The 12239-nt window shown below is 67.7% G+C and carries 11 protein-coding genes; 6 read left to right on the forward strand and 5 right to left on the reverse strand.

All coding sequences use genetic code 11. The features are described from left to right. Nucleotides 1–57: 57 nt before the first annotated feature. Genes dapE through map form a run of 5 tightly spaced genes read right to left on the reverse strand, consistent with a single transcriptional unit; the run spans nucleotide 58 to nucleotide 6044 of the window. Nucleotides 58–1188 (reverse strand): succinyl-diaminopimelate desuccinylase, encoded by a 1131-nt coding sequence (dapE, locus tag IFT58_RS03390; protein WP_192093879.1) that lies wholly within the window; start codon nucleotides 1186–1188, stop codon nucleotides 58–60. Beyond that, nucleotides 1185–1547: a Spx/MgsR family RNA polymerase-binding regulatory protein gene (locus tag IFT58_RS03395; protein ID WP_192093880.1), complete on the reverse strand. Its 363-nt coding sequence runs from the start codon at nucleotides 1545–1547 to the stop codon at nucleotides 1185–1187. The genes dapE and IFT58_RS03395 overlap by 4 nt, the downstream gene beginning before the upstream one ends. Nucleotides 1548–1552: 5 nt before the next feature. Beyond that, complete coding sequence (dapD, locus tag IFT58_RS03400) at nucleotides 1553–2629, reverse strand: 2,3,4,5-tetrahydropyridine-2,6-dicarboxylate N-succinyltransferase (protein WP_188324560.1); 1077 nt, start codon at nucleotides 2627–2629, stop codon at nucleotides 1553–1555. Then, entirely contained in the window at nucleotides 2629–5265 is a 2637-nt protein-coding gene (locus IFT58_RS03405; protein WP_192093881.1) for a [protein-PII] uridylyltransferase, read from the reverse strand. Before IFT58_RS03405 ends, dapD begins: the two co-directional genes overlap by 1 nt. A gap of 2 nt (nucleotides 5266–5267) precedes the next feature. After that, nucleotides 5268–6044 carry a type I methionyl aminopeptidase gene (map, locus tag IFT58_RS03410; protein WP_197973995.1) on the reverse strand — a complete coding sequence of 259 codons (777 nt, stop codon included), beginning with the start codon at nucleotides 6042–6044 and terminating at the stop codon, nucleotides 5268–5270. Between the two features lie 224 nt (nucleotides 6045–6268). Here map and IFT58_RS03415 point away from each other — a divergent pair, with 224 nt between their 5' ends. From IFT58_RS03415 to IFT58_RS03440, 6 genes are all read left to right on the forward strand, one after another. Beyond that, entirely contained in the window at nucleotides 6269–6811 is a 543-nt protein-coding gene (locus tag IFT58_RS03415) for a spore coat U domain-containing protein (protein WP_192080363.1), read from the forward strand. A gap of 14 nt (nucleotides 6812–6825) precedes the next feature. Continuing rightward, nucleotides 6826–7563 (forward strand): molecular chaperone, encoded by a 738-nt coding sequence (locus IFT58_RS03420; protein WP_192093882.1) that lies wholly within the window; start codon nucleotides 6826–6828, stop codon nucleotides 7561–7563. Between the two features lie 7 nt (nucleotides 7564–7570). Then, complete coding sequence (locus IFT58_RS03425) at nucleotides 7571–9925, forward strand: fimbria/pilus outer membrane usher protein (RefSeq protein WP_192093883.1); 2355 nt, start codon at nucleotides 7571–7573, stop codon at nucleotides 9923–9925. Beyond that, a complete protein-coding gene (locus IFT58_RS03430) occupies nucleotides 9922–10956 on the forward strand; it encodes a spore coat protein U domain-containing protein (protein ID WP_249405036.1) in 1035 nt (344 codons plus the stop codon). Before IFT58_RS03425 ends, IFT58_RS03430 begins: the two co-directional genes overlap by 4 nt. A 79-nt stretch (nucleotides 10957–11035) precedes the next feature. Further along, entirely contained in the window at nucleotides 11036–11320 is a 285-nt protein-coding gene (locus IFT58_RS03435) for a hypothetical protein (protein ID WP_192093884.1), read from the forward strand. Then, a complete protein-coding gene (locus tag IFT58_RS03440) occupies nucleotides 11320–12030 on the forward strand; it encodes a fimbria/pilus periplasmic chaperone (protein WP_192093885.1) in 711 nt (236 codons plus the stop codon). The genes IFT58_RS03435 and IFT58_RS03440 overlap by 1 nt, the downstream gene beginning before the upstream one ends. Nucleotides 12031–12239: the final 209 nt, after the last annotated feature.

Consider the following 12239-nt stretch of genomic DNA (forward strand, 5'->3'; position numbering starts at 1 on the left):
CGTGGGTTGGGGCAGCCGACTGAAGTCGGCTCTACCCGGCGGCTCTACCAAGCGGCTCTATCCCGCCAGCAGGCGCTCGACCAGACGCTGGTACAGCGCGGGCAGCGCCTCCAGATCGGCGAGGGCTACGTTTTCGTCTACTTGATGGATGCTGGCGTTGACCGGTCCCACTTCGATGCACTGTGCGCCCAGCGGGGCGATGAAGCGTGCGTCGGAGGTACCGCCCCCGGTGCTCTCTTCCGGTGCGGCACCGGCGAACTCGCCTAGTACCTCGCGCGCTACGCGCCGCAGTGTGCCTTCCGGCGTATAGAACGGCTCGCCGCTACGGTGCCAGGCCAGCGTGTAGTCCAAGTCATGCCGATCCAGCAGCGCGGCGATCTCCCGCTCCAGCTTGTCCGCGTTCCAATGCGGGTTGTAACGCAGATTGAAGTCCACCTGGAGGTGGCCCGGAATCACGTTGTTGGCCCCGGTACCGGCCTGGATGTTGGACACCTGCAGACTGGTCGGTGGAAAACTTTCGAAGCCATCATCCCAGTGACGCGCCGCCAGCTCGGCCAGTGCCGGGGCAGCGAGATGGATCGGATTGCGTGCTTTCTCTGGATAGGCCACGTGGCCCTGCACACCCTGCACACGCAGTTTTGCCGACAGGCTGCCGCGTCGGCCCACCCGCAACAGATCGCCCAGGCGCGCAGTGGACGACGGCTCGCCGGTTATGCACCAGTCAATGCGCTGGCCGCGTTCGGCGAACAAGCGCGCGACGTGGCGTACGCCGTCGATCGCATCGCCCTCCTCGTCGCTGGTCAACAGCACCGCCAAGGTGCCTGGATGATCAGGATGTGCGGCAACGAACTGCTCTGCAGCGATCACGAACGCGGCCACGCTGCCTTTCATGTCTGCAGCGCCACGCCCATACAGCACGCCATCGCGGACCGTCGGTGCAAAGGGATCGCTGGCCCAATCCGCGGCGGGGCCGGTGGGCACCACATCGGTGTGGCCGAGCAGCACCAGCACCGGCGCTCCGCTGCCATGGGTGGCCCACAGGTTGTCGACCTCGCCCAGCCGCAGGTGCTCGCAGGAAAAACCAGCCGCCTGCAGGCGGCCGCCGATCAGGTGCTGGCAGCCGGCGTCTTCGGGCGTGACCGACGGGCGCGCTATCAGATCGCAGGCCAGCTCGAGCACCGCGCTCACGCACCGACTCCGAAGCGTGCCTTGAAGCCGTTGTCGGTGAATCCTTGGCTGACCGTGCCGTTCTCGGTCACGACCACCGGACGTTTGATCAGCTGTGGATACTCGCGCAGCAGCAGCTTCCATTCCGCATCGGAGGCGGCTGCCTTGCGGTTGTCCGGCAACTGCCGCCACGTGGTCGAAGACCGGTTCACCATGGCGCCCAGCCCGCCCAGCTGCGCCGCCCAGGCCATCAAGGTATCCGGGTCCGGCTTGGCGGCGCGGTAATCAACGAATACATAAGGAACGGCGAAGCGGTCGAGCCACTTCGTCGCCTTCTTGCAGGTATCGCAGTTCTTCAGCCCGTAGACGGTCGTGGTCATCGCGATCAGTCAGCCAGGCCGCGCAGCAGGTCGTTGACGCTGGTCTTGCTGCGGGTCCTGGCGTCCACCTGCTTGACGATCACCGCGCAATACAGCGAATGGCTGCCATCGGCGGACGGCAGCGACCCGGACACCACCACGCTGTACGGCGGAATGTAGCCGTAGCTGACTTCGCCGGTGGCGCGGTTGTAGATGCGGGTGCTCTGGCTCAGGAAGACGCCCATGCCGATCACGCTGTGATGGCCGACAACCACGCCCTCCACCACTTCCGAACGCGCGCCGATGAAGCAATGGTCTTCGATGATCGTCGGGCTGGCCTGCAGCGGCTCCAGCACGCCGCCGATGCCGGCGCCCCCGGACAGATGGCAGTGCTGGCCGATCTGCGCGCACGATCCCACCGTGGCCCACGTATCGACCATGGTGCCTTCACCCACATAGGCGCCAATGTTGGTGAAGCTCGGCATGAGCACGACATCCTTGCCGAAATACGTGCCGCGGCGTGCGATCGCACCTGGCACCACGCGCACGCCGCCACGGCGGAACTTCGCTTCATCGTAACCGGCGAAGCGCGATTCCACCTTGTCCCAGAACGGCGCAGGACGTGCATCGACCACCGCCATGTCGTTGACCCGGAAATACAGCAGTACGGCTTTCTTCAGCCACTCGTTGACCTTCCAGCCGCCCTGCCCGTCGGGCTCGGCCACGCGGAATTCGCCGCTTTCCAGCCCGTCGATGACCCGGTTGACCAGAGGCTTGGTGGAGCCTTCAAGCTCGTGCAGCGTCAGCGTGGCACGGCGCTCGAATGCGCTTTCGATACCGAACTTCAGCTCCGACACACCCGGCGCCGGCGGCTTGCGCAGCGACTTGCGCGCGATGTTGTCCGCCCGCGCCTTCTCGACCGGCACCTTCTTGCTCACGGCCTTGCGTGCCGCCGGCTTCTTCGTTGCTGCCGCTGCCGGTGCCGCCTTGGCGACCTTGGCCGTGCCGGCGGCCTTCTTCTTCGCTGACGCGGTCGGGGTGGCAACGGGTGCCTGACCCGCCTTCGGCTGGGGGGACGCTTTCTTGCTCGGCTTGGTGGCCATCAGGGGGTATCTCCGGCGTTTCTGTCAGGGTCCAGGCAGGACAACATCGCGTCCTGCAACTGCTGCCTGGCGGTTTCATCAAGGGGGAGGTCGTGCTCATCACTGATCACGAAGGTGTCTTCGGCGCGTTCGCCGAACGTGGCAATGCGTGCATCGTGCACACGCAGGCCCTGGTTGCGCAGCACGTGCGCCACATCGGCCAGCAGGCCGGGGCGGTCCGGTGCCACCAGGCTGAAACGGGTTCCTGCTGCTTCGCCGGCCTCATCGCGGAACTCGATGCGCGGGGCGAAACGGAAGTGGCGAAGCTGACGGGGAATGGCCCGACGCGAGGGGCGCAGCTGCGACAGATCGCCCGACAGCGCGTCGCGCAGGGCAACCTCCAGCCGCAGCGGGTCGCCATCGGCGTAGGTGTCGGCCGGATTGACTTCGAACGTATCGAAGATCGTGTCCGACGGGCCGTCCAGCACGCGCGCGCGGTGGATGCCGTAGCCCTTGCGGTCCAGCGTCATGACGATGGCCGCGAACAGACCGTCACGGTCGGGCGAATGCACGAACACTTCCAGTGCCGGGTCATCGACGCTGATCGGTCGCACCTTCACCAGCGTATGCCCCTGGCGCACGGGCACCAATGCGGCCGCCTGCCAGGCCAACTGTTCCGGGCGCAGGCGGATGAAGCTTTCATCGGGCATCACGGCGAACTGGCGGTCGATGGTGGCGTCGTCGTAGCCATGCTCGCGCACCAGTTGGCGCACGGTATCGCGTGCTTCGGCAACCCGCTCGGCTGCTGGCAGCGGCGGCTCCAGGCCCTCGCGCAGCGCGCGACGGGTAGCGAAATACAGGTCGGCCAGCAGCCGGTCTTTCCACGCATTCCAGAGCTTGGGGCTGGTGCCGGCGATATCCGCGCAGGTGAGCAGGTACAGATAATCCAGCCGCTCACGGGTGGCCACCAGGCTGGCAAAGCGATGGATCACTGCCGGGTCGGAGATGTCCTGCTTCTGCGCGGTCACCGACATGCGCAGGTGCTGTTCCACCAGCCACGCCACCAGATCGGTGTCCGCTGCACCCAGTTCGAGTGCCTGGCAGAACTGCCGTGCATCCACCGCGCCGAGCTCGGAATGATCTCCGCCTCGACCTTTGGCGATGTCGTGGAACAGCCCGGCCAGCAGCAGGAGCTCCGGCCGCCGCAGACGCGGCCACACTTCGTGGGCGATGGAGAACCGCTCCGCCGCGCGGCTGCTGGAAAATTCGCCGATGTTCCGCAGCACCATCAGGGTGTGCTGGTCCACGGTGTAGACATGGAACAGATCGAACTGCATCCGCCCGCTCACCTGCGCAAACGCCGGGATCCATTGCCCCAGCACGCCCAGCCGGGCCATGCGCGACAGCGTATCCACCGGTCGTGGCTGGCGCAGCAGCGACAGGAACTGCTGGCGGGCGGCCTGGGTAGCTTGCTCGAAGCTGGGCAACTGCGGCAGGGCTTCTGCCAAGGCACGTGCAGTCAGTGAGTGCAGCCCGCGCACCTGCGCGTTGTTGGCCCAACTGGAAAACAGGGAGAAAATCGCGCTGATGTCATCGCCGGGCCACTGCGCATCATTGGCCGCCAGGTAACCGCGGCGCAGCGAAAAGCCGACGGTCAGCGGCTCGGGCACGGCTTCGCCGTCGAACTGTTCTTCGAAGCGCTGCAGCAGCCGGTCGCTGATCCGGCGCACCACCGACGCGGCGCGGTAGAAGCCCTGCATCATCTTCTCGACGCCGAGGCTCTCGACATCGTCGGCGAAGCCCAGGCGCGCGGCCAACGTTTTCTGGTAGTCGAAACGCAGGCGTTCTTCGGGCCTACCGGCGACCAGGTGCAGGCCGTAACGCAGCCCGGCCAGCACGCCGCGTTCGCGGTGCAGTGCAGCGGCCTCGTCGGCGCCCAGATGGCCCAGGCCGACCAGCGCCTCCAGGTCACGTACGCCAAACGCACGAAGTGCCATCCAGCCCAGCGTATTGAGATCACGCAGCCCGCCCGGCCCGTCCTTCAGATCCGGCTCCAGGTTGTCGGCGGTATCGCCAAAGCGCGCATGACGCGTGCGCAGCTCGTCCAGCTTGGCCAGGAAGAAGGCGCGTGGCGGCCACAAGGTGCCATCATTCATCGCCTGCCGCAGCGCGCGTCGCGCCGCATCGCCGGCCACCAGCGGGCGGGCTTCGATCAGTGCCGTCAGCACGGTCTGGTCGGCCGCGGCCTCACGGCATTGCTGCAGCGACCGCACCGCATGGCTGACCGGCAGCCCACAATCCCACAACAGGGCGAACAGCCGTGACAGACCGGCTTCTGCCGCGTGCTGCGCGCTGGTTTCGCCCAGCACGAGCACATCGACGTCCGAACGCGGGAACAATTCGCCGCGCCCATAGCCGCCCACGGCGAACATCGCCAATGCATCGCCGGGCGGCATGCAGCGCTGCCACGCCAGGCGGATCAGGTGGTCCGCCGCGCGTGCGCGCAGCGCAAGCAGGCGCTCGATGCGGTCACCCTGGTCGAAGCGCCGATGCAGCCGCGCATCGGCCTGCTGCAGCGCCTGACGCGCCGCAGCGGCCCAGTCGGCATCCGGAGCCGAGTCTGCCGGCGCGTCCAGCATCGAACCCGCCGGCAACATCGTCAGGCGACCTGCGATTCGCCGGGGGACAGGGTCAGTACGTCAACACCGGTCTCGGTGACCGCGACCATGTGTTCCCACTGCGCCGACAACTTGCGATCCTTGGTCACCACGGTCCAGCCATCGGGCAGCACCTTGTTGTAGCGGGTGCCCTCGTTGATCATCGGTTCGATGGTGAAGGTCATGCCCGGCTGCAGCACCAGGCCCTGGCCGGGGCGGCCGTAGTGCACCACCTGCGGCTCGTCGTGGTAGACCTTGCCGATGCCGTGGCCGCAGTACTCGCGCACCACGCTGAAGCGCTCGCCCTCGGCATAGCTCTGGATCGCATGACCGATGTCACCCAGCGTTGCGCCCGGCTTCACTGCACGGATGCCGCGCCACATGGCTTCATAGGTCGCATCGACCAGGCGCTTGGCCATGACCGACGGCGTACCGACGTAATACATGCGGCTGGTATCGCCGTGCCAGCCGTCCTTGATCACGGTGACGTCGATGTTGACGATGTCGCCGTCCTTCAACACCTTCGCTTCGCTCGGGATGCCGTGGCAGATCACGTTGTTGACCGAGGTGCACACGCTCTTCGGGAAGCCACGGTATCCGACGTTGGCCGGCACGGTCTTCTGCACGTTGACGATGTGATCATGGCAGATGCGGTCCAGCTCTTCGGTGGTGACACCGGGCTTGACGAAGGGCGTGACGATGTCCAGCACCTCACTGGCCAGACGGCCAGCCTCACGCATCAGTTCGATTTCCTGGGGGGTTTTCAGATTTACGCTCATGGGGACCATTATCGCCGATCCGGCGCCGATGCTGAACGGGTTCCTGCACGGACCGACAGCGAAGGTTTGGCCTCACCGCTCGCGGGCGATCAGTCAAAAGTGTGACGTGGGTCTGAATGCGCTCACTCCCTGCCCACGGCGGCTTGTTATAAACGACATGCAACAACGCGTTCGACTGCATTGCCCCGGTTCAGGACCCTGAAGGGTCCAAGGAGATCCCGCCCATGCGCTCTACTCGTAGTTTCCGCCGTCTCGCTCTTAGTGGCCTGACCCTCTGCCTTGCAGCTGCGGCCCTGCCCGCCTTCGCGCAGAACAGCGTCACGTTCAATGTGCGCATCGCCATCACGACGTCGTGCACCATTGCCGCGGCCGCCCCTACCGACGTCGATTTCGGCACGGTAGCGTCCACGGCCACCGCACCGGTGTTGGCCCAAGGCACCATCACCGCGCAGTGCTCTGCGCTGACGCCCTACTCGATCGCCCTGAACGCCGGCAGCAACGCCGCGACCGCCGGTGATGTCACCACCCGCCGCATGCGCAACGTCGATGCAGGCGTGACCACCAACAACTTCGTCGGCTATCAGCTGTACCAGGACGCGGGACGCACCAACGTCTGGGGCGCTACGACGGCCACCAACACCGTTGCCGCGGTGGGCACGGGGCTGCCACAGGCCTACAACGTGTACGGCCGCGTGCTCAATCCCAGCGTGAACAACGCCGCGGCCGGTTCCTACCTGGATACGGTCACCGCCACGATCACCTACTGAAGAGGGTGATCGCGATGGTCATTGAACGATGCCGATGGCACACCATCGGCCTGGCGGCGCTGTGCGCGCTGCTTATCCCGCTCGACGCGCTTACCGCCAGCCTGCAGGTGGCGCCCACGCGGATCGAGCTGCGCCCGGGCCAGACCAGCGAGGCGCTGTGGCTGACCAATACCGGCACGGCCCCCATGCAGGTGCAGGTGCGCGTCTTCCAGTGGCTGCAGTCCGACGGACAGGACCAGTTGCTCGAAACACGGGATATCCAGCCCAGCCCCCCGGTGCATGACATCGCCGCGGGACAGCAGCAGCTGGTGCGGCTGGTGCGCATGGGAGAAACGGATGAGACGCGCCAGCGCGCGTACCGGGTGGTCGTTGACGAACTCCCCCGCCTGGATCCGGATGCCAAGGGCATGCAGTTCGTGCTGCGCTATTCCGTCCCCCTGTTCCTGCAGCCGGCTGACGCCGCCAAGCTGCAGCCCCGGCTGAGCGCGCGCCCACTCCCCATGGCCGATGGCAGCGCGGGTATCGAGGTACGCAACGAGGGCGATGGCCATGCCCAGCTGGCCGACGTGGCGCTGGGCGATCCGCAGCGCCCCCGCATCGTACGGCCGGGTCTGGTGGGCTATGTCCTGCCCGGCCAGGTCATGCACTGGACACTGGACACCGCCTCCCTGCCGGAAGCGGCCTCGTTCTCGGCGAAGATAAATGGCGAACCGGCGCAGACGCCGCTGCCTGCGACGGCACCGGCTCGCTGAGGCCGCCATGCGCATCCTGCTCGGCCTGGTGCCGGCGAGCGCCCATGCCGCCGACGTGGTCGCCACCGGCGCCATGCCGGATGCGCTGTTGCCGCCTCCGACCCCGCTCACCGCCAGCCAGTCGCTGTACCTGGAGGTCAGCCTGAACCAGGCACCGCGCGGCCTGATGCCCTTCACCGACGACCACGGGCGACTGCAGGCCAGTCCCCAGGTGCTGCGCCAGCTCGGCTTTCCCGCGCGCGGTGATGCACCGGTCTATCTGGACCAGTTGATGGGCGTACAGGTGCGCTATGACGCGCGCATGCAGACGCTCGCGCTGGATGCGCCGCTGGACGCGTTGCAGTTGCCCACCACGGCAGTGGGCGCACGCCCGGCGGACATTCCCGTGGCCAGCTCCAGCCCCGGCGTCCTGCTCAATTACGATCTTTACGGCACGCACGTCGCAGATCTGTCCAGCCTGGCGCTGACATCGGAAGTACGTCTGTTCGGCATCGGCCGTGGCACGTTGTCCAACCTTGCCCTGCAGCGCAGGTTCCAGGACGGTGACGCGCGACGTTGGCGCAGCGACAGCGTGCGCCTGGACACACGTTGGACCCTGGATTTCCCGCAGCAGGCGGTCACGCTGGAAGTCGGCGATTTTTACAGCGGCTTTCTCGACTGGAGTCGTCCGGTGCGCATGGGCGGGTTGCAGATCGGGCGCAACTACGGCCTGCAGCCCTACCGCGTGTTATCGCCCACGCCCAGCTTCCTTGGCCAGGCCGTGGTGCCCAGCAACGTCGAGCTGTACGTGGACGGGCTGCGCCAGTACAGCGGAGCCGTGCCGGTAGGCCCGTTCCAGCTGGCGACGCAGCCGGGCATCAGCGGCACCGGCACCGCGCAAGTGGTCATCACGGATGCGTTCGGACGCACGCGCACCGTGGACTTCGATTTCTATGGCACCCAGCAACTGCTGGCGCGGGGCCTGACCGACTGGTCAGTGGGCGTGGGCCGTCTGCGCGAGGACTACGGGGTGCGTTCTTTCGCCTACGACAACCGCACCCTGGCCAGTGCGACCTGGCGGCATGGCGTCAGCGACCGGTTCACCGCCGAAGCCCATGCCGAGGCCGGTGGCGGGCTGCGCACGGCCGGGGTGGGCGGCGGCTGGCTGGCAGGTCGCGCCGGGGTGGTCACCCTGGCCTATGCACGCAGCGCGCTGGGGGCGCTGGAGGGCGGTCAGTACTCGGTGGGCTACAACTGGAACAACCGGCGCTACAACCTCAACCTGCTCAGTCGCCGCAGCCACGGCGATTACCGCGACCTGGGCGCGCTGCAGGACAGCCTGCCAGCGGACATCACCGAGCAGGCCACGTTCGGCGTCAGCCTGGACCGGCTGGGTGCGTTCAGTGCCAGCTACCTGCGCTTGCGCCAGGCGGAAGGCCAGGACGACCGCTACGCCAGCGTGTTCTGGTCGCGCACCTTCGCCCAGCGCTGGTCGGCCTATGTGTCGGTGAACCAGAACCTGAGCGACGGCGGCGACCGCAGTATCTACGCCTCGCTGGCGACGACCCTGGGGCGTGACCGACAAGCCAGCGCCGCCGTGCAGCACAACGGGGGCGAGGCGCTGTACAGCGTGGACGTCTCGCAACCCGTGCCCGGCGACGGGGGTGGCAATGGCATGGGCTGGCGCGTGCAGGCGCGCCAGGGTGACCGCGGCACCGGCGGGCTCGCAGAGGCCGGCTGGCTGACCCCGACCGGCCGCTACGCGCTGGGGGCGGTGCATGAGGGCGGCAGCACCTATGGCTACGCCAACGCCGGTGGCGCGCTGGTGTGGATGGGCGGCCACCTGTTCGCCGCGCGCGAGGTCAACGATGCCTTCGCGGTGGTGTCCACGGGGGGCATCGAAGGCGTGCCCGTGCGGCTGGAAAACCGTCCCGTCGGCATCACCAACCGACGCGGCCTGCTGCTGGTCAGCCCGCTGCTGTCCTGGCAGCGCAATCGCCTGTCCATCGATACCCTGGGCCTGCCGGCAGACATCGCCGCCGAGCGCGTGGACGATTGGGTGACGCCGAGTCAGGGCGCCGGACTGGGCGTGAGTTTCGGATTGCGGCGCAGTCGCGCGGTGCAGCTGGTCGTGCACGATGTCGCCGGGCAACCGCTGCCCGCAGGGAGCGTGGCGCGGTTTGGCGAGCAGGGTGACGCCGTGGTCGGCTATGACGGCGCGCTGTACATCCAGGACCTGCCCAGCAACGGCAGGTTGGACATCGCCACCAGCGAAGGACGCTGCGTGCTTACCGTACCGCCCCTCCCGGTCGCAGCCGACGGTGCCATTCCACGCCTCGGTCCGCTTGCCTGCCAGCCGGTGGCCGACGGGGACGTGCAATGAACCGCATGGGGCTGCCCGGCATCCTGGTGCTGCTCATGCTGTTGGCCTGGCCGCGTGCTGCCCACGCCGACACGACATGCACCGCCACCGCCACGGCCGTAGCCTTCGGCAATGTGGGCAACATGGCGGGCTCGGCCACGCCCGCCAGCATGGGCATCAGCATCACGTGTGCCACCAGCGGACTGACCGTGCTGGCCAATGTCCGCGTGCGACTGTGCGTGGGCATCGGCAGCGGCAGCGCCGGCACCACCCTTCTGCCAACCCGGCAACTGGCCAATGCCAGCGGCGATACGCTGGCGTTCCAGCTGTACACCGACGCGGCCCAGCAGGTGCCGTGGGGCCTGCTGCAGGGAGGTGCGCCGCCCGCGCAGGACCTGCAGATCAGCTACTCCGCCCCGCTGCTCGGCGGCAGCACCACCACATCCACCACCGTGTACGGGCTTGTCCCCGCCAACCAGTCGTTGGCCACGGGCACCTACAGCAGCAGCTTCAACCAGGCCAATGTCACCTTGACCTATGCCTACAACGAAGTAGTCATCGGCACACCGACCATGCCGGCCAGTTGCACCGCCCCGGCCGCCACCAACCGCAAGACCGCCATCAACAGCTTTCCTTTCACCGCCACCGCCACGGTGCTGCCCCAGTGCGGCAGCTATCTGGTGACCGACATGGATTTCGGCAGCGCGGCAGGACGCATCGGCAGTGCCATCGACCAGACCGCCCAGCTGACCCTCACCTGCGTGCGCCGCACGCCGTTCAACGTCTCCCTGGACAACGGCCTGTACGCATCCGCAGGCACGCGCCGGATGCGCCATGCCACCAGCAGCACCGCCTTCATTCCCTACGAGCTGTACCGCAATGCCGCGCGTACCCAGCGCTGGGGCAACGCGATCGGTACCGATACCGTCGCCGGCACCGGCACCGGCGTTGCCCAGCAGATCACCATCCACGGACGTGCCCCCGCCACCAGCGGCGCCCTGCCAGTGGCCGGCAACTACAGTGATCGGATAACGGTGACCATCACTTACTGATCAACCGCCCTCGTTGCCGGTTAAAGCGCGCTCTGTCACAGCCGATATCCCGTCAGGTATCGGCTGCAGGAGAACGAGGATGGGTCATCACACAGGGCGGAGCCTGCTGGCCGCCATGGCCGTCCTGTACGCAGCCGGCGCTGGCGCTTCGGCGTCGGACACGCTGCGCCTGCGCATGCAGATCGTGGAAAGCTGCACCGATCCCGCACCGGCCCGGACCGCCCCGACCGACAGCCGCGCCCAGTGCAGCGCGCCGCACCTGCGCGGCGAACCGGCACGCTTCCCCGCACAGCTGCAACGCCTCGCACCGCCACAGCGCCCCGGCGAACGCAGCGAGCGCGGCGCGGACACGGTGGTGTTCTGATGCGGCAGCGCGTGCCCGTTGCCGCCACCCTCGCCTTGCTGGCAGCGACCGGCGTTGCGCCGCGCACCCTGGCACTGGAACTTCAACCGACCACGCTGCAGCTGGCACAGGGGCAGGCCCAGGGGGAACTCTGGCTGGGCAACCCCGGCCCTGAGCCGTGGGCCGGCCGGATCCAGATCCTGCACTGGGTGCAGACCGAAGGACGCGATGCCCTGCAGCCAAGCGCGGACGTGGTCGCCAGCCCTGCCCTGCCACGCCTGCCGGGTGGCACGCGCCAACGTATCCGGCTGGTGCTGCCACACCCTCTTCCCGCTGGCGTCGAACGCGCGTATCGCGTGCTGGTGGAACCCACCGACCCGCGCCTGCCCCGGTACTCACTGCCCTTGTTCATCACACCTGCGGGGCCGACTGGCAAGGCGACCCTGCAGGCAGGCGTGCAACATCGCACCGCGGACGCGCCCTGCCTGTATCTGCATAATGCGGACCTGCGCAGGGCGCGGCTGGCCGATCTGGCTTTCGTTGATCGCGACGGCGGGACCCAGGTGTTGCAGTCCGGGCTGGCCGGCTATGTACTGCCCGGCGCCTCGGTGTGCTGGGACCTGCCACAGCGGGCTGACCACTATGCAGGCGGGCGGTTCCAGGCCCGACGCGATGGCGCCGATAGCGGGCTCCTTGCCGAGATTGCAGTGGCCGCCAGCAGCGGGCTATAATCCGCGGATTCCTGCCGCATCCGTGCGCGGGACATCGTCCACACCGGACGTCACCGGTGAATCCACACCCATCGTCCCGATCCGTGCCGGGGTGCCCCGCAAGGGGTTCGGCCACGGAGACGATGGGGAAGCCCAACCCCGGAACCATTCATGCGCGCCCGCGCCGTCCCGCACACTTTCCGCGGGCGTCCTCCAGGGGACATCGGTGC

It is taken from the genome of Stenotrophomonas sp. CFBP 13718, from assembly GCF_014842145.1.
Taxonomy (GTDB): Bacteria; Pseudomonadota; Gammaproteobacteria; order Xanthomonadales; family Xanthomonadaceae; genus Stenotrophomonas.